Here is an 18,790-nt window from a genome sequence, read left to right as displayed (position 1 = left end):
CAGTGGGCATCCGTCGGACGAAAGGCTAGGGCTCCTGGAATCGCTCCAAGCGGGCCGCGATGTCTGCTCCCAGGTGCTCCACCGCCCGGGCGGCGAGCTGGGCCAGGCTCGGGCCACCCTCGGCGAGAACCGGGGTCAGGTCCATGGCGAGGGTCACGCCCGCCGCAGCGTCGGGCGCGTGGGAGTCGCCGAAGGTCGCGTGGGCCAGGCGCCTTGCGCCAACGGCCAAGTCGTAGCGCTTGCCTCCGGCAATCTGCGAGTCGAAGGCCCCGGCCAGGGCCGTCGCAAGGTGTGGCCGCGCGCTCACGTCGAGTTCCTGTCGGTCGCTGCCCGTCAGCCAGTCCAGGTCGCGCCAACCCTCGACGCCCAACACCCGCGCCGGGCGCGAGTGGTGGGGCAGCTCCGTGAGAGCTTGCATGGCGTGCACCAGACAAGCGACGTGGGTGTCGTGGCGGTCGGCCGGGTTGTGGAGGTAGACCACCCGTGGGGAGCAGGCGCGGACCAAGAGCCGGAGGTCGGCGCGCAGTTCCACCGGGGGCTCGGTCTGCTTCAACTGAGCGCTCGAGGCCCCGAGCATGACCACTGCCGAGTAGCGCCCGAGATCCGCCGCCGCCCGCTGCTCGCGCTGGCGCTCGGCCCGCAGTTCCGCCGCCGAGAACTGGCCCAGGGAAGGGCCGCCGACGCCGTCGGTGATCACGACGCCGGTGAACCAGTGGTCCTCGGAGCCGTAGCAGGCGGCGATCCCGTGGTAGGCCAGGAACTCGAGGTCGTCGGGGTGGGCGACGATCGCCAGGTGGGTCGTGCGCGCGAGGGCCTCGGAGGGGGACGTGCCGTCGGGCACGTGGACGAGGGAGCCGGCGAAGCTCGAGAACCCGTCTCCGAGGGGCCCAGATTCCGTAGAAGGGGTGGAAGCCATCTGGAGCCATCCTGGCCGAAGGTGGGCGGCGACGCCAGAACCGGCGCCCGTGACCCACGGCCGTGGTCTCGCTAGCTTGATGGGGGTCTGCCCCCGTCTCGGCGGCGACGGCTGCGGCTGCGGCGATCGGCAGCACCGATGTCGGCCGCCGGAACAGGCCGATGTCGCCCGCCAGAACGAGACAGTCCGCAGCAACCCCAGATCCGCATGAAGCTCACCCACACCGCCGAGCTCACCCGCATCGTCGCGTCCGACCGAAGCGCTCGCTCCGCCGCGGACCCCGCACTGCTGGGGCTCGCCCTGGCAGCCGGAATGCTGATCGGAACGGCGCCCAGCGCGGCTGCCCAGTACCGCGACGACGACGCGCGCGACCGCCTGTTGATGACCGATGGCGACGAGATCTTCGGGCGCCTGTTGTGGGAGAACGATCCCGAGGGCGAGGTGCATTTCATGCTGCCCAAGGGGCGCGTGAAGCACATCGACAAGGAGGACGTGCTGCAGATCGAGACGGTCACCGACACGGTGGGCGCCTTCCTCTCGGTGCGCTCGCCCAGTGCCTCGATCGACGAGGATTGGGCCCTGGTCGAGTGGGCGCGGGACAACGGGCTCGACGGGCTGGCCCAGGCCCAGGCGTACCACGTGCTGACGCGCAACCCGAATGAGGCGCGGGCCCACGAGTTCCTGGGGCACCGCGAACGCAACGGCAAGTGGAAGTGGGCTGCGGACGACGGCGCCCGCATGCTCGACGCGGAGGACTGGGCGGAGTGGCACCGCGACACGGGGCACCCGCTCGAGCTGCACGGCGAGCACTACGTGGTCCGCAGCACCGCCGAGCTGACCCAGGCCGTCGACCTGCTCTTCGACTTGGAGCGCATGTACGTCGACTTCCAGGCGGAGTTCGGCGCCATCTCGGAGCTGCAGACCAAGGAAGTCGTGCGCCGTCCGATGACGGCCTGGATCTACCGCGACGTCGAGCGCTTCCCTGCCACCGGCTCGGCCAAGGTGCCCTACTACGCGCCGGGTCTGACCCTCTCGCCGAGCGGACCGCCGGAGACCGGCTCGGGCAACGAGATCCGCACCTACTACGGGGAGCGCGGCAACTACCCCCTGCGCTTCTTCGAGCTGGCCGCTCAGCAATTGCTGTACTCCTGCGTGTTGGGCGAGACCCAGACGGTCTGGTCGGACGATTGGAGCTTCTACCGCGAGGCCGCCTGGCTGGAGGTGGGCTTCGGCAACTGGTTCGGCGGCCAGTTCGACCTCGGTCGGCCGGGCTTCGTGAAGCGCAAGGACTTCGCCCTCGACCCCGACGACGTGCTGCGCTCGCGCAGCCGCGCCGATCGGATGCCCCTGAACCAGGGGCGCCACGAGTTGACCTCGCTGATCGGATTGAACTACGAGTTCTTCCTGCAGAACGAGTTCGACGAGCGCCGCGACATCGAGGCCCGTGCACACACCTTCGTGGCCTACCTGCTCGATCCGGACACGCGCATGCCCGAGGGCAAGCGTGAGGGTCAACGCACGCGGCCAGCGTTGATGGAGTACATGCGCGCGGTCTACCTGACCTCGAAGGGCAGCTCGTCCAGCGCCCTCGACGATGCGCTGGGCACCAAGATCGAGAACCTCGAGAAGCCCTGGAAGCAGTGGCTGCTCAGCTTCTGATCCGCCCGCGGAGCCCACAGGCGAACAGCGCTTGGAATTCGGACGACCGTCCAGCGTCGAGCTGCTCGACGAGCTCGACCTGAGCCTGCCGCGGGACGACGACGCGAACGCCGCGAGCCTTTCGCTTTTTCGACTCCCTGATGCTCCTCGCAGGGTCTGGATGGGGGCCCCGGTGTGGGCCCAACCGGCTCTCGCACGGCGATTGGGGCCACCGGGCACCAAGGGCCGGCGGGCCCTCGCCACCTACGCCCGGCACTTCGACGCGCTCGAGCTCAACACGACCTTCTACGCCGCGGAGCGGGCGCAGCTGGAGCGTTGGGCCTCGGCCGTGCCAGCAGGCTTTCGCTTTGCCCCCAAGCTCTTGGGGGCGATCGGTCACGAGCGGCGCCTGGTGGGGGCGGAGCGTGAGAGTGAGGCCTTCTTCAGCGCCGTCGAGGGGTTGGGGACACGCCGGGGTCCCTGCTGGCTGCTGCTGCCCCCCGACTTCGGGCCGAGCGAGCTGAGTGCCTTGGCCCGCTGGCTCGAGCGCTTCGCGGCTCGCGGCCCCCTGGCGGTGGAGTTGCGCGACCCCGGATGGTTCGCGGACCGCGGCGCCGCGGCAGCCGTCTTCGAGTTGTTTGAGGCCCACGGGGTCGGCGCCGTGATCAGCGACGTGGCCCTGCGCCGCGACGTGCTCCACATGCGGGTCAGCGCGCCGTTCACCTTCGTGCGCTTCGCCGGCCACGCGCTGCATCCCACCGACCTGCAGCGGCTGGACCAGTGGATCGAGCGCTTGGGCGCCTGGTTCGAAGCCGGCCTGCGCGAGGCCTGGCTGTGCCTTCATCAGCCGAACGAGGGCTTGGTGGTGGAGCTGGCCCAGTTCGTGGCCGACGCCGCGCCCGGGCGCCTGGGTCTGGAGTTGCGCCGCCCCGACCCGCTCGAGTCGGCGCGGCAGCCGGACCTTTTCGGCTGAGTAGTCAGTCGCCGATGCGCGCGGGCTCGTAGTCCTCGCAAGGGTCGATCGCGAAGGCGTACTCGCTGTTCCAGGCCTCGGCGTGGAACTGGTCCAAGCGCGGCGGCAAGTCCCCGCCGCTCAGGACCAGGCCGGCGTTGCGGCTGGAGTGAAAGTAGTCGCGACTCCAGTTGCTCGTCCCGACCCAGGCGCGTTGTCCATCGACCACCAGGTACTTGGCGTGCACCACGCGGGCGTAGGGGATGTGCCCCTGCTCGGCGGGGGGGATGGTCAACATCCGCACCTCGACGTTCCGCACCGGTTGCAGGCTCTTGAGATCCTCGATCGCCCCGGGACGCTTCTCCCAGTCGGCGACGATCAGGCGCACGTCGACGCCCCGCGCCGCCGCGCGCCGCAGGGCGCGGTCGAGGTCGTCGAAGTACTCACCGTCGTAGCCGACCAGGCGGTAGGAGAGCAGCTGCACGCGTACCGTCGCGGTCGCTCCATCGATCAACTCGATCAAGCGCGGGAGGTCCCATTGCAGACCCTCGGGGAGCAGCTCGAGCGGGCTGAAGACCGGCTCCACCAGGGAACCGCGCAGGTTGACCGAGTGCCTCGGCCCGCCGACCGGCGCGGACCCATCCGCTTGCGACGCCGCGGGCGACGGCAGCGTGCCGCTGGCGGCCAGGGTCCAGTCGAACTCGAAGACCTGCTCGAAGGCCGCTCCCAGGTCCGGATCCCGTACGCGAAGGCCGAGCTCTTGGATGTGTTCGAGCGAGCGCCAGTCGAAGTTCTGGCTGCCGACGAAGACCGAGGCCCCGTCGACGATGAAGTACTTGGCGTGCAACACGCCCAGACCGAGGGGCTTCAGGTCTAGCCAGCGCAGCTCGATACCCGCGTGGGTCGAGAGTCGCTCGACGGTCTCGGGGACGTTCGCGCGAAAGCCGGCCGAGAGCAGGAGCCTCACCCGCACACCGCGGCTGGTGGCGCGTTCGATGGCCTCGATGACTGCCGTCAGGCGGCTGGGTTCGTTGTCGCTTACGTAGAAGAATGCGAGGTCCAAAGTCGATCTGGCCGCGTCGATCATCTCGACCCAGACCTCGCCTGCATTGCGCAGGTCCGGTGCATCCAGAGAGGTTCCGACCGGGGCACTCTCGACCAATTCGATGTCGCCCGCGAGTGGCGTCAGCCGTCCCTCGGGTGGGGCGGGGGCGGGGATCGCGCGGGAGGAGGAGGCGCTCGGAAGCGAGCAGGACAGCCCCAGCAGCGCCAGGGTCGAGCCCAGCGCCACACGGCGGATGCATCGACAGCGGCCGCCGGGGCGGGTTGCCAACGTGCGCAAAGATGCTTGGCGTTTGTACAAGTGTTCGTCCCAGGTAGAGATCCGCAGAGCCTGTCTTGCACGACCTGTTCGCGGCCTAAGATGCCGGCGTTCAGAGTATCAGGACCTGGGAGGCCGCTCTCTAGGTCCCCCTGGGGCTCTGCCTCGCCCTAGTGCTCTGCCTCGTCTCCGGCTCTGCCTCCCCTCCGGCTCTGCCTCCCCTCCGGCTCTGCCTCCCCTCCGGCTCTGCGGCGCACCGATCACCGGTGCGACGGTCTGCCCGATCGGGCCCGCCACTGGTCTTTCGAGACTCGTAGGCGACGTGCCTAACCCTACTGCCCACTTCGCGATGACTACAGCCACGACCCCCGAGTTCAACTTCCTCTCCCAACGAGTCCGTAGTCCGAGAGCAGCGCTGGGAGCCGGGATAGCGCTCGCACTCGTGGCCGGGTGTGGTGGTGGCAGTGACGGCGGGTCGGCGACGGTCGCAGGGTCCGCCTCCCAGGCCTTGGCGAACGCGGGCTTCGGTGACCTTGTCCAGGCCCTCGACGCCGCCGGCCTGACCTCAACGGTCGAGGGCGCCAGTGCCGCCACGGTTCTGGCTCCCACGGACGCCGCCCTCGCCGCACCCCTGGCGGACGGCAGCCTCTTCGGATCGTTGACGCCGGCCGAGCAGGCGGACGTGCTGACCTACCACGTCCTCGCCGCGAGCCTCGGGACCGCCGCCTTGCAGGGCGCGACGGGCACCGGCCTGGGCGAGGTCGACACCCTGGACGGTCGGCAGGTCTTCATCGAGCGGCTCGGGACCCAGCTCTACGCCAACGACCTGCCCCTCGAGCCCGTCGGCATCAAGACGCAGAACGGCTTCGTACATCGGCTCGACTCGGTGCTGCTGCCGCCGGCGGATGACCTGATCGCGACCCTGAACGAGCGTGGCTACACGATCTTCGCGGCAGTCCTGGCGAACCTGGGGGTCGCGGCCGTGCTCCAGGATCCAACCGCCGAGTACACCCTGCTCGCGCCCTCGGACGCGGCGCTCTTGTCCCTGGTCGGGACCCAGACCCTGGACGAGCTGCTCGCGCCGGAGAACGCCGAGCAGTTGCTCGAGCTGGTGCTCTACCACTCCGCCCCGGGCAAGGCCTCGGCCGCTGCGGGCCTCGAGGCCGGCAGCGTTGCCAGCTCCCAAGGTCCCGCCCTCTTCTTCCGTCCCGAAGGGAACGGCCTGCGGGTCAGTGGCGCCCTGGTCGAGACGATCAACGTTCCCGGAGGCAAGGGCGTCCTGCACGGCATCGATCGCCTGCTCGGGACCGATACGGTCGCGGGTTCCGTCTCCGGCTACGACCTGGACCTGGCGAGCGTGGCCATCTCGGCCGCCGATCTGAGCGCAGCGCTGAGCGATCTGAACGCCAAGGCGACGCTCTTCGCACCCACGGATGGGGCCTTCGAGGCGCTTCCGAGCGGCCAACTCGACCTGCTGATCGCGAACGGGCCCGCGGGCGACCTGCCCGGCCTGCTGACCTACCACGCGGTGGCCGGCAAGCTCGACTCCCAGGCGCTGCTCGTCGCGGGGCAACAGGCCAGCCTGCAGGGCGGCGACCTGATCGTCGAGCAGATCGGTGCGACGACCTACGTCAACGACGCGAAGGTCGTGGACGCCGACCTCCCGGCGTCGAGCGGGTACGTGCACCGGATCGACCGGGTTCTGTCGGTCCCCACGGACATCTACAGCACCCTCGAGGCTCGCGGGCTCGACACGCTCGTGGCCGCGATTGACGCGACCGGGGCCAAGGCCCTGTTCGACGGCAGCCAGGCGACGGCGCGCACGGTGTTCGCACCGACGGAGGCGGCCTTCGAGGCCCTGCCTCCCGGCCTGCTGAATTGCCTGCTCGACGGTTCCCAGGCCGCGAACCTGCAGACGCTGGTGCTGAACCACGTCGCGAACAGCAAGCAGACGGCCGCCGGTGCCCTGGGCGCGGGCAGCCTGACCCCCGTGGCTGGGCCCGCCATCGACGTGACCCTCGGAGCCGGGGACGTGGTGCTGGTCAACGGCGTCGCGATCTCCTCGGTCAACGTGGCCTGCACCAACGGTGTGGTCCACGTGATCGACGCGGTGATCCTCGACGGCTACCAGCAGCTCGTGCCGGACAACGTGACCGAGCTCGTTCAAGGACTTCCCGTGTCGGGCTATGGAGCCATCAAGGGAGTGCTCGAGCAGACCGGGTTGGACGTGACCCTGGCGACGCCGGGACCCTTCACCTTCTTCGCTCCGGACGACATCGCGTACATCGACCTGGCGACGGATCTCGGTCTCATGTTCACCGACCTGCAGGAGCCGGCCTACGACGACTACATGACCGAGGTCATGAAGTACCACGTGGTGGTGGGTGAGTTCCTGTGTGCGGCGGACCTCCTTGCCGCCGGGTCGGTGACGACCCTGGGTGGTGAAGTGCTGAACATCACCGACAACGGAGTCGGTGGCTTGACCATCGGGACCGAAGCAGGAGTCGTGGTCGCCAACCTTCTGGCGTCGAACGGGGTCGTGCACCTGATCGACCGTGTCCTCGTGCCGTCCACCGCGGTCCTGCCCCAGTTGACCGTGGCCGATCAGGAGGAAGGCGCGGGCTCGACGGGCGCGGACGAGGCGGGCTTCTCGGGCGCCGCGATGATGGCTCTTGGAAGCTCCGGTCGGGCTGGGATGGTCACCCCCCTGGTCGGCATCGGCGCGAGTTCCACGGCGCGCGCGATCGCGGATGGGGGCAGCGGCAGCCTGGCCCTCGCGGCGGCCTCCCAGTGGCGTGGTCGCAACGACGGAGCCTCCCTGTTGGCGGACGGTCCCACGGCCGCGCTGGTCCTGATCGACGAGCCGGCCCAGGTCATGGGCGCGCGGCTGATCCTGGCCTCGGGTGAGGCGCTCGAGCCGGCGATGGTCTTCGTGCTGGAGTGGACGCCGTCGACGCCCTCCACGTCGGGCGATTCAACGACCGGATCGATCCCGCAGTCGCCGAGCATCGATCGCTGGTGTGCGGTCTGGCCGCTGACCCAAGACGCCACCCGGCTGCTCTTCTTGCCGCCGACGGACGCTGCCGACGGGCTCGAGACGGGAGCGACTTCGGCGGCTCCGGAAGTTTTTGCGATTTCCTTCTGACCCAGCCGGGCACGGCGCGGCCTGAATTCGGTCCACCGAAGACGGCCTGCGCCCCGGAATAGGGCCGCGTGCGGGGAAAACTCCCCGGCACGCGGCCCTTCTGCTTGGCTCGATTGATCGACTGAGTTCTACTCTTCACCCGCATCGGCCCGAGTCCCGACGTCGGATTGACACTGGGCGTGGGACCGGATTGACGCCACACGGCAGCTTCGATCGGGCCACCCCTGATCGGCATGTCTCGGTAGGCAATCGCAGGATCCTCGACAGCAGAATCGGCATCGAGGCCCGGATTCCACGGCGATGCGCAATTGGACCCAACCCTCTCTCTCAAGACCCCCAACACACCCGCGCGATTGGCGTGGACGGAAATCATGGCCAAAAAAGGCACTCGCAAGCGTCGTCGTAGCCCCGAAGAGATCATCAAGGACTTGCAGACCGAGATCGAACGCGTCAAGGCGCGCGCGGCGGCCAAGGAACTGAAGGAATCCGCGGCCCACCGGGCTGCTCTCTCGGCCGTTCGTACTTTGGACAAGGCCATGGAAACGGCCAAGGTCGAGGGCGAGACCGCCCTGGCCCATGCCCTCGCAGACAGCCGAGCGCCCCTCGCGGAGTACCTCGAAGGACAGGGCGTGGCGCTGCCCAAGTCGCGCCGCCCGCGCGGTCGTCGACCGAAGGCCAGCTGACTGGGAAGGGCTCCTCGCCTCCGGGCGGGGAGCCCGGTTTCGAGCGGGGTCCGCGGCTCGCGCGCCGACGCTGAAGGGAGTCGGATGGAGTGACGCGGGAGTGGGGCTCCCGGATGGCTGGCTCGGGACGGATGGGGTTGGTGAAGCGTGGCGATGTCGGCCGAGGGCCGCGCGGCCTAAGGTTTGGCCGAGATCGAGCACGGGAAGTCGCGAGAACTCTCGATCAGCCCCTACGGCGGGCCAGGCGGGGGCCAGACGGGGGCCCGGCGGTGCCTTTTCAGCCGCGCTTCCGGCACCCCGCGGGGGCTGCTATCCTCGCGGGTTCGATTCGGGCCGGACCAACCCTGTTGGACCCCACACGAGCGCCCCCGCCGCACACCCGCCGCCTTCCCTCCGCGCGCGGCCCAGAGCCCGCCCCAGCGAGTCCTTCCCGCTCCTAAGTCCCTCGGATGGCTGCAGATAGCATCATCATTCGCGGAGCCCGGCAGAACAATCTGCAGGGCTTCGACGTGGCCATCCCGCGCAACCGCCTGGTGGCGGTCACGGGGGTCAGCGGGTCGGGCAAGAGCTCCTTGGCGTTCGACACCCTCTTCCGCGAGGGCCAGCGGCGCTTCCTCGAGACCCTCTCGGCCTACGCGCGCCAGTTCCTGGGGCGGATGGAGAAGCCGGCCGTGGACAGCGTGGAGGGCCTGGCGCCCGCCATCGCGGTGGACCAGAAGGCCGTTCCCCGGGGCGCTCGGTCGACGGTCGGGACCCTGACCGAGATCTACGACCACCTGCGGGTGCTCTACGCCCGCGCCGGGATTGCCCACTGCCCCGACCACGGTGAGCCCCTGGTCTCGCAGACTCCCGAGGCGGTGGTGCAGCAGTTGCTCGAGGCCTTCGACGGCCAGTCGGTGCACGTGCTCGCGCCCTTGATCCGCGACCGCAAGGGTCAGCACAAGGCCCTGTTCGAGGACCTGGCGAAGCGCGGCTTCGTGCGCGTGCGCGTGAACGGCGAGGTCCACCGCATCGAAGAGGTGCCCGAGCTGCACCGCTACAAGCGCCACACCGTCGAGGTCGTGGTGGACCGCATGCGGATCGAGGAAGGCACCCTGGCCCGGCTGCGCGAGGCCGTGGGGCAGGCCCTGGAGCAGTCCAGGGGCGACGTGATCGTCTTCGACGCCAAGCGCGAGGACGCGCACTCGACCCTGCAGAGCTGCCCCCAGTGCAGCCGCGAAGCGCCGCCCCTCGAGCCGCGCCTGTTCTCCTTCAACTCGCCCCACGGCGCTTGCTCCAGCTGCGACGGCTTGGGCGTTCTTCGTCGTCCCAGCGAGGCCCTGGTGGTCGCGGACGCGAAGTTGACGATCCGCGAGGGCGCCCTGGCCGTGACGCGCAAGAGCGGCGGGGCGCTCAACTTCCCGCGCGTCGACTTCGAACTGCTCGCGAACATCGGCGCGGAGGTCGGCTTCGACTTGGACACGCCCTGGAAGGACCTGACGCCCGCCGCGCGGCGCGCGATCCTGTTCGGCACGGGCGAGAAGCGCTTCGAGGATCAGAGCAACTGGAACGGCAAGCGCTACCAGGGATCGGTGACCTGGAACCGCCGCTACCGCGGCGTGATCCCCGCCCTGGAGCGCGCCTGGAAGCAGGGCGGCCGGCGCAAGATGGTGGAGAAGTTCCTCTCCCACGGCGTCTGCGAGGAGTGCGGCGGCACGCGCCTCAACGAGGTCTCGCGCTCGGTAACGGTGGGGGGCACGGCGATTCGCACGCTGCTCCAGAGCGCCATCGACGACCTGCCGGCGAACTTCGAGCGCCTGGCGCTCAGCAACCGCGCGCGGCAGATCGCCGAGCCGCTGCTACTCGAGATCGATCGGCGCGTGGCTTTCCTGCGCCACGTGGGCCTGGGCTACCTGTCCTTGGACCGCTCGGCCGACAGCCTCTCGGGCGGTGAGGCCCAACGGATCCGCCTGGCCGCGCAGCTCGGCGCAGGCCTGCAGGGGGTCATGTACGTGCTGGACGAGCCCTCGATCGGGCTGCACCCGCGCGATCACGGTCGACTGCTCGGCGCCCTGCGCGCCCTGCGCGACCAGGGCAACACCGTGATCGTCGTCGAGCACGACGAGAACACCCTGCGCTCGGCTGACCATCTGATCGACATCGGGCCGGGCGCGGGAGCCCACGGCGGGCGCCTGGTGGCCCAGGGGCCGCCCTCCGAGATCAGCCACACCGATTCACCGACGGGGCGTCTGCTGGCGGGCCTGTTGACCTTCCCGCGGCCCGAGGTGCGGCGCGAAGGCAATGGCAATCGCCTGCGGCTCACGGGAGCTACCGGCTTCAACCTCAAGGGCGTCGACTTCGAGTTCCCCCTGGGGACCCTGACCGCGGTCAGCGGCGTGAGCGGTTCGGGCAAGTCGACGCTCGTGAATCGCACCCTGCGGCGCGCGCTGACGCGTCGCCTTGGACTCGAGACTCCCGAGCCCGAGCCCTACGAAGCGCTCGAGGGCGCGGAGGCGGTGGAGGACCTGGTGGTCATCGACGCGGCGCCGATCGGCCGCACGCCGCGCTCGAACCCGGCCACGTACACCGGGGCCTTCGGGCCGATCCGCGATCTCTTCTCGCAGATGCCCGAGTCGCGCATGCGCGGCTGGGGGCCCGGGCGCTTCTCGTTCAACGTCGAGGGCGGGCGCTGCGAGGTCTGCCAGGGTGCCGGCGCCCAGCTGATCGAGTTGCAGTTCCTGGCGCCGGTGACCGTGCCCTGTGAGGAGTGCGGGGGCAAGCGCTTCAACGACGAGACGCTCGGCGTGCAGTACAAGCACCGCAACGTCTCGGACGTCCTCGGTCTGACCATCGAGGAGGCCCTGGAGGTCTTCGGAGACCTACCCAAGATCGCCCGGCCCCTGCGGGCGCTGGTCGACGTGGGCGTCGGCTACCTGACCTTGGGTCAGCCCTCGACGACTCTCTCCGGCGGCGAGGCCCAGCGCGTCAAGCTGGCCAAGCACCTGCAGAAGCAGGGGCGCAAGCACACCCTCTACCTGCTCGACGAGCCCACCACCGGACTGCACGCCCAGGACGTGGCGCGCCTCGTGGGCGCGCTCCAGCGCCTGGTGGATGGGGGCCATTCGGTGCTCGTGATCGAGCACAACCTGGACGTGTTGCGCTCGGCCGACTGGGTGATCGACCTGGGTCCGGAGGGGGGCGCCGAGGGCGGCGAGCTGATCGTCGCCGGCACCCCCGAGCAGGTGGAGGCCCACGCCGAGTCTTACACCGGCGAGGCCCTGCGCGCCGAACGCAACCTGGCCAGCGGCCCGGCCATCGCGCCCTCGGTGCCCGTCGCGCCGCGCGAATGCATCGAGGTGGTCGGCGCCACGATCCACAACCTGCGTAGCGTCTCGGTGGAGATCCCGCGCGACGCGCTCACGGTGATCACCGGTCCGAGCGGCTCCGGCAAGAGCTCCTTGGCCCTGGACACGATCTACGCCGCTGGCCGTCAGCGCTTCGTCGAGTCCCTCTCGACCTACGCGCGCCAGTTCCTCAGCTCCCGCGATCGGCCGCCGGTGGAGCGCTTGGAAGGGCTGGGGCCCGCCGTCGCCGTGGAAGCGCGCACCTCCCTCGGGCATCCGCGCTCCACGGTCGCCACGACCACCGAGATCCATGACCACCTGCGCGTGCTCTGGGCGCGGGCGGGGGTGCGGCGCTGCCCCGACCACGGCGAGAAGCTCGAGCGCACCGGTCCGGGCCAGGTCACCCGCGCGGTGCTCAAGGCCTTCGACGGCGAGAAGGGCTACGTGGTCGCGCCGGCCTTCCCCCCGGGCGGGCGCCGACCGGCGAAGCTCGCCGAGGCCCTCGAGCGCCTGGCCGAGGGTTGGCAGGCGGCGGGCTTCGCGCGCCTGCTCGTGGACGGCGTCGAACACCGCCTGGACGCCAAGCTGCCGCGCATCACCCGCGCGTCGCAGATCGACCTGGTGATCGACCGGGTGGCCTTCAAGGCCGAGTCCAAGAGCCGCATCGCGGAGGCAGTCGAGCAGGCCGACCACCTGGCCCAGGGTCACGTGGGCGTCGCCATCCAGGGCGGCGAGCGGCTCGACTTCAACCTGCGCGGCGCCTGTTCGGAGTGTGGCTTCTCCATCGAGTCCGACCTCGAGCCGCGGCACTTCTCGTTCAACACCCACGTGGGCGCCTGCCCGGAGTGCGACGGCCTGGGCGAGCAGTGGCGCTGCGCCGAGGAGCTGTTGATCGACAACCCGGGCCAACCCCTGGTGCTGGGTGCCAGCGGCGCGCCGACGGCGATCTCGGGCAAGGTCGGGCGCTACCTGACCAAGGGCAAGGGCTACTACGAGCACCTCTTGCGGGCGGTGGCCAAGGCCCACCGGATCGACCTCGCCAAGCCCTTCGAGCGGCTGACCGAGGCCCACCAGCGGCTGTTGATCGACGGGCAAGGCGCCAAGGAGAGCTACCGCGTGCAGATCTCCAAGGAGGGCGCCAACTTCGAGCTGGAGGAGAACTTCAGCGCCGAGTGGACCGGGTTGTGCGGCGCCGTGGACGGCTGGCACGCGCGGTCCGAGGACCCCGAGTGGCGTGCAATCCTGGAGAAGGTCATGCGCCGCGCGAGTTGCCGCGCCTGCGCGGGCGAACGCCTGGCACCCGTACCGCGCTCGGTGACCGTCAGTCGCAACCGGCTGCCGGAGCTGCTGGGTGCGTCGATCGACGGGATCCACGAGTGGCTGGCAAAGCTCAAGCTGCCGGCCGCGCGATCGAAGGCGGTCGCGCCGGTGGTCGAGGAGCTGCGCTCGCGGCTGGAACTGCTGCGGAAGGTGGGGTTGGGGTACCTGACCCTGGACCGCTCCATGTCGACGCTGTCCGGTGGCGAGGCCCGTCGAGTGCGCCTGGCCGCGAGCCTGGGGTCGCGCCTGGTGGGAGTCTGCTACGTGCTGGACGAGCCCACCGTCGGCCTGCACCCGCGCGACATCGAGCGGCTCACCGACGCCCTGCTCGAGCTGCGCGACCTGGGCAACACGGTGATCGTGGTGGAGCACGACGAAGAGGTCATGCGCCGGGCCGACTACCTGATCGACATGGGCCCCGGCGCCGGGCGCTACGGCGGCACGGTCGTCGCGTCGGGGACGCCCGACGAAGTCGCGCAGGTCGCCGACTCCCTGACGGGCAAGGGCCTGCGGGGCGAACTCACCCTGCGCGCGGCCAGGCGGGCCCCCGAGGGACGCGACCGGGTGGGAGTCGTCGGCGGCAAGGTCCACAACCTCAAGCAGGTCGACCTGGACGTGGCCTACGGCCAACTCACTGGCATCTGCGGACCCTCCGGTTCGGGCAAGAGCTCGCTGGTGATGGAGTGCCTGGTGCCGTCCCTGCGCGGCGAGCGTCCGGAGGGGCGCTGGCGTTCGACCGTTCCGGCCGCGCGCGGCGCGCGGCGGGTGGTGGTCGTCGACGCGAGCCCCCTGGGTCGGACGCCGGCCAGCATCCCGGCCACTGCGGTCGGGCTGATGGACCCCCTGCGAGAGCTGTTCGCGCGCACACCCGAGGCGCGCATGCGCGGCTTCACGATCGCGAACTTCTCCTTCAACTCGTCCAAGGGGCGCTGTCCGGCCTGCGAAGGCCGCGGGGCCACGAAGGTCGAGATGCAATTCCTGGCGGACCTGTGGCTCGAGTGCGAGGAGTGCCGCGGCAAGCGCTATCGCCCCGAGGTGCTCGACGTGCGGTTCCGCGGGCATTCCATCGCGGACCTCCTGGAGCTGCCGGCGAGCGAGGCCCTGGAGCTGCTCGAGCACCAGCCGCGCCTGGCGCGGGTCCTGGCGACCCTGTGCGACGTGGGCCTGGGCTACATCGCCCTGGGGCAGAGCTCGACCACGCTCTCGGCCGGCGAGGCCCAGCGGGTGAAGCTGGCGGCCGAGTTGCTGCGCGCCGACGATGTCGAGCGCAGCGTCGTGGTCCTGGACGAGCCCAGTACCGGCCTGCACTCCTCCGACGTGCAGAAGCTCGTGGACGTGCTGCACCGCTTGGCGGACAGCGGCCACGCGGTCGTCGTGATCGAGCACCACACGGGCCTCCTGGCAGCTTGTGACCGACTGGTCGAACTCGGCCCCGACGGTGGCGAGGACGGCGGTCGTCTGATCGCCGACGGGACCCCGGACGAGATCATCGCCAACCGCGATTCGAGCACCGGGCCGTGGCTGACCGCATCCGGCGCCGAGGCGCCCGTGCGCGGCCGCAGGCGCAAGGCGCGCAGCCTGGGGGCAACCACGTGACACTGCTGCCCGACAACCCTCTGATCGTCCAGTCGGACAAGAGTTTGCTGCTGCACACGGTGCGTTCGGTGATCGACGCCGACGGCCGCGCTGCCAAGGACGAAGACGGCCGCCCGCTGACCGAGGAGCACCCGCGCTACGCGGCCGCGCGGGACACCCTGGCCAAGTTCGCGGAGCTGGAGAAGAGCCCCGACTACCTCCACAGCTACCGCATCACCCCGGTCTCGATCTGGAACGCGGCGGCCCTCGGGATGACCGCCCAGGACGTCGAGGACGAGCTCTTCGAGTACTCCTGTGTGCCGATCCCGCCCACGATCCTGGACGAGATCCGCTCCTGGTTCGGGCGCTACGGCCTGCTGCGGATCGAGCGCCTCGATGCCGAGGGCTTCCAGCTCGTCTCCGACGATCCGGAGGCGGTGCGCGAGGTCCTGACCCATCGTGCTATCGCCGCCCTGGTGCAGCGCGACGACGAGGGGCGACTGCGGCTGGGAGAGCTCGAGCGTGGGCCGCTCAAGCAGGCCCTGATTCGGATTGGCTTCCCGGTCGACGACCGCGGGGGCTATCGCGACGGCGATCCCTACGCCATCGGGCTGCGCGCGACCACACGGCGTGGCACGCCGTTCCAGGTGCGCGACTACCAGAGCGCGGCGGCGGAGGCCTTCTACCGCGGCGGGAGTGTGCTGGGCGGCTCCGGCGTGATCGTGCTGCCCTGCGGCGCGGGCAAGACGGTGGTGGCCCTGGCGGCCATGAGCCTGGTCGGCACCAAGACCCTGATCCTGACCTCCAACACGGTGGCCGTGCGCCAGTGGCGCGAAGAGCTGCTCGACAAGACGGCCCTGGGCGAGGACGAGGTCGGCGAGTACACGGGCGACCAGAAGATCGTCCGGCCGGTCACGATCACGACCTACCAGATGTTGACCTGGCGCCGCAGCCGGGCCGGCGAGTTCGAGCACTTCGACCTGTTCCGCCAGGAGAACTGGGGCCTGGTGGTCTACGACGAGGTGCACCTGTTGCCCGCGCCGATCTTCCGCGTCACGGCGGAGCTCCAGGCCCGCAGGCGACTGGGTCTGACGGCGACGCTCGTGCGCGAGGACGGCAAGGAGGACGAGGTCTTCTGCCTGATCGGTCCCAAGCGCTACGACGTGCCGTGGAAGGTGCTGGAGGGGCAGGGCTTCATCGCCACGGCCCGCTGCGTCGAGGTGCGCGTGCCCCTGCCGCAGGAGTTCAAGCCCTCCTACGAGGCGGCCGACGCGCGCAAGAAGTTCCGCGTGGCCTCCGAGAACCCCGACAAGCTGCGGGTCGTCGAGCACTTGATCCGCAAGCACTCCGAGGGGCGCGTGCTGGTGATCGGCCAGTACATCGACCAGCTCAAGGATCTCGCGCGCCAGTTGGGTGTCCCACTGATCACCGGGCGCACGCCCAACGCGGAGCGTGAGCGGCTCTACGGGGCCTTCCGCTCCGGCGCAGAGCGGATCCTGATCGTGTCGAAGGTCGGAAATTTCGCGATCGACCTGCCGGACGCCAACGTGGCGATCCAGGTCTCGGGGACCTTCGGGTCCCGTCAGGAAGAGGCACAACGTTTGGGACGCATCCTGCGACCGAAGTCGGATGGATCCGCGGCCGCGTTCTACGCCGTCGTGACGCTCAACTCCCGTGATCAGGAGTTCGCGCAGAAGCGCCAGCTCTTCCTCACGGAGCAGGGCTACTCGTATGAAATCGTCGAAGCCGCGGGCGCGGAGGAGCTCGCGGGTCATGGAGAGATGACGTGAGGGAAGACAATCCCGAGAGCATGGGCAAGCCCAAGAGCATCGCCGCTGGACGCAAGGCCGCGGTCGCGCGCTTGGGTGTCGACGAGGCCGTCTCGCTGCGGCCCAAACGCGACCTGACCGAGCTCTACCGCTTCTGGGCGGGGACCGACACGGCGGAGATCCCCCGCGGCGAGTCCATCGTCCGACGGCAAGTGGTCGAGTGGATGTCGGAGCCCGAGACGCTCGAGAGTCGCGTTGCCGAGCTCGGCAAGCGCCTGGGCGGCGTCTTCGAAGAGTTGATCGGCGTGCCGGACTACCGCTCGACGCTCGAGGCCCTCTCCACGGCCAGGCGCTTGGCGCACCTGAATGAGTACGACCTGCGCTCATGCCTGGAGGCGCTCGAGCGCCGTGCCCTGGTGATCCCCGTCGACCATGAGACCGGTGCGGCGGCCAGCGGATCGGGGAAGAACGGCTCCTACGCCATTCCGACCGATCTGGCCGACGCCCTGGTGCGCGCGCGGCGGGTGCGGATGCGCGGGATCTTCGACCTGGTGACCCTGCGCGGACACCTGGACAAGGCCTACTCGGATCCGGCCCGCGCGGCCCTCGTGACGCCCCAGCGGCTGCGCGAGATGTACAAGATGTACGCCACGGACTCGGCCGCCGTGGCGCGGGTCGAGCGCCTCCCCGGCGGAGTGCGCGAGTTGGTCGAGAAGGCCATCCTCGAGTTCGGTGGGGTGCTCTCGAAGGCCCTCTTCGAGCGCATGAAGATCGACCTGCCCCATTGGAACGGTCGGCGCTGGGCGATGATCCTCGAGCAGTCGCTGGTGGGGACGGTGCAACCGGTCGACCTGTCGCGCTACGGCATCGCCCACTGCGACGACACGCTGGTGGTCTTCAACGAGGTCGCCCTGGCCTGGCTGCGGCGCGTGGCCGTTCCCAGTGACCCGGACCGCCCCCACGAGGAGCTGGCGCGCGGCATCGACGTGTTCACCAACGTCAGTCGCTTCCTGGCCTTCCTGCAGGAGAACGACGTCCGCTACACGGTCAAGGGCGAGATCTTCAAGACCACCGAGAAGAAGATCCTGCAGCACCTGATCCCGAACCCCGGGCGCGAGCTCTCGCGCGAGGAAGTGCTGCAGTTCATCTTCGGCTTCGCACGCAGCGAAGGGCTCGTGGACGGCACCGGCGAGCGCACCCTCGGCGTGACCTCGGAAGGGCGGATGTGGGGCAGCAAGCCCCTGCAGGAGAAGCTCGAGCGCCTCCTGGATTTCGCACTGGGTGAGGCGATCGAGGGCATGGATCCCTTCCATCAGGGACAGTTGCGCCAACTCCTGTTGCGGATGCTCAAGCGCATCGAGCCGGGCACCTGGTACGACCTGATGTACCTGCCGTTCCTGGCGCGCAACCAGTACCTGGCGAGCCTGGACGACCTGGACGTGGCCGAAGCCATCGCGGACCGCAACCAACGCGGCCGCAACGGCCCGCTGGAGGACATTCAGCGCATGTCCTGGAACCTGGTGCGCTGGGCGCGCCAGCGGCTGTACCTGCTGGGGGTCGTCGACCTGGGCTACGACGCGGCCGGTCGCCCGGTGGCCCTGCGGCTGACCCACAGCGGCGCGCGGCTCCTGGGCCTGGATGCGGGCACCTCGGCTCGCCCGGGCGTCGGCAACCTGGTCGTGACCCCCGACTTCGAGGTCGTGCTGTTCAAGAGCAGCGACGACGCGGAGCTGATGCACGACCTGGATCGCTTCTGCGTGCGCGACAAGGTCGGGGAGACGATCCACTTCCGGATCGTCGAGCAGGCCGTCCGGCGGGCCCTGATCGAGGGCATGCGTCTCGATCGCATCCTGACCACCCTCGAGAGCAACTCGCGCACGCCCGTGCCGCAGAACGTGACCTATTCGATCCGCGATTGGGCCCTGCAGGCCGGGTTGATGGTGATCGACGCGGACCTCAAGCTGCGGGCCGAGGACACCGAGGCCCTGCGGCGCTTGGCCGCCAGCCCGGGTGCGCGCAGCTACGTGGTCCGGGTCCTGGAGCCGACCTGCATCCAGCTCGGCGGCAAGACGACGCCGCGGCGCATGCGGGCGCTGCTGCGCGACCTGGGCTACATCGTCGAGCTGCATCCGGATCTGGTCGACTAGC

General features: G+C 69.9%; 9 protein-coding genes. 7 read left to right on the top strand and 2 right to left on the bottom strand.

The window, feature by feature from the left end; translation table 11 throughout:
- Window positions 1–25 precede the first annotated feature (25 nt).
- Window positions 26–916: a PIG-L deacetylase family protein gene (locus Pla133_RS12985; protein ID WP_145065875.1), complete on the bottom strand. Its 891-nt coding sequence runs from the start codon at window positions 914–916 to the stop codon at window positions 26–28.
- A gap of 207 nt (window positions 917–1,123) precedes the next feature.
- Here Pla133_RS12985 and Pla133_RS12980 point away from each other — a divergent pair, with 207 nt between their 5' ends.
- Entirely contained in the window at window positions 1,124–2,575 is a 1,452-nt protein-coding gene (locus tag Pla133_RS12980) for a hypothetical protein (RefSeq protein ID WP_145065873.1), read from the top strand.
- 31 nt (window positions 2,576–2,606) lie between these two features.
- Window positions 2,607–3,527, top strand: a complete 921-nt coding sequence (locus Pla133_RS12975) for a DUF72 domain-containing protein (RefSeq protein ID WP_419191490.1) — start codon at window positions 2,607–2,609, stop codon at window positions 3,525–3,527.
- A gap of 4 nt (window positions 3,528–3,531) precedes the next feature.
- Here the strand turns inward: Pla133_RS12975 and Pla133_RS12970 are convergent, their stop codons facing one another.
- Window positions 3,532–4,797, bottom strand: a complete 1,266-nt coding sequence (locus Pla133_RS12970) for a phospholipase D-like domain-containing protein (RefSeq protein WP_419195389.1) — start codon at window positions 4,795–4,797, stop codon at window positions 3,532–3,534.
- A gap of 379 nt (window positions 4,798–5,176) precedes the next feature.
- Here Pla133_RS12970 and Pla133_RS12965 point away from each other — a divergent pair, with 379 nt between their 5' ends.
- From Pla133_RS12965 to Pla133_RS12945, 5 genes are all read left to right on the top strand, one after another.
- The gene (locus Pla133_RS12965; RefSeq protein ID WP_419195388.1) at window positions 5,177–7,972 is read left to right on the top strand and encodes a fasciclin domain-containing protein; all 2,796 of its coding nucleotides are present in this window, start codon (window positions 5,177–5,179) and stop codon (window positions 7,970–7,972) included.
- A gap of 371 nt (window positions 7,973–8,343) precedes the next feature.
- Complete coding sequence (locus Pla133_RS12960; protein WP_145065865.1) at window positions 8,344–8,655, top strand: hypothetical protein; 312 nt, start codon at window positions 8,344–8,346, stop codon at window positions 8,653–8,655.
- Between the two features lie 449 nt (window positions 8,656–9,104).
- Entirely contained in the window at window positions 9,105–14,894 is a 5,790-nt protein-coding gene (uvrA, locus tag Pla133_RS12955; protein ID WP_145065863.1) for an excinuclease ABC subunit UvrA, read from the top strand.
- The gene (locus Pla133_RS12950) at window positions 14,891–16,663 is read left to right on the top strand and encodes a DNA repair helicase XPB (protein ID WP_145065861.1); all 1,773 of its coding nucleotides are present in this window, start codon (window positions 14,891–14,893) and stop codon (window positions 16,661–16,663) included. The genes uvrA and Pla133_RS12950 overlap by 4 nt, the downstream gene beginning before the upstream one ends.
- Window positions 16,660–18,789 (top strand): helicase-associated domain-containing protein, encoded by a 2,130-nt coding sequence (locus tag Pla133_RS12945; RefSeq protein ID WP_145065859.1) that lies wholly within the window; start codon window positions 16,660–16,662, stop codon window positions 18,787–18,789. The genes Pla133_RS12950 and Pla133_RS12945 overlap by 4 nt, the downstream gene beginning before the upstream one ends.
- Window position 18,790 lies beyond the last annotated feature (1 nt).

The sequence above is a fragment of the Engelhardtia mirabilis genome, from assembly GCF_007748095.1.
Taxonomy (GTDB): Bacteria; Planctomycetota; UBA1135; order UBA1135.
Note: the sequence above shows the minus strand (reverse complement) of the source record. Positions and strands in the feature narration are given on the sequence as shown.

What these genes read in the sequence shown, in the direction of transcription:
- Pla133_RS12985 (WP_145065875.1), bottom strand. Translation starts at nt 916, where the DNA reads ATGGCTTCCACCCCTTCTACGGAATCTGGGCCCCTCGGAGACGGGTTC.
- Pla133_RS12980 (WP_145065873.1), top strand. Translation starts at nt 1,124, where the DNA reads ATGAAGCTCACCCACACCGCCGAGCTCACCCGCATCGTCGCGTCCGAC.
- Pla133_RS12965 (WP_419195388.1), top strand. Translation starts at nt 5,177, where the DNA reads ATGACTACAGCCACGACCCCCGAGTTCAACTTCCTCTCCCAACGAGTC.
- Pla133_RS12960 (WP_145065865.1), top strand. Translation starts at nt 8,344, where the DNA reads ATGGCCAAAAAAGGCACTCGCAAGCGTCGTCGTAGCCCCGAAGAGATC.
- uvrA (WP_145065863.1), top strand. Translation starts at nt 9,105, where the DNA reads ATGGCTGCAGATAGCATCATCATTCGCGGAGCCCGGCAGAACAATCTG.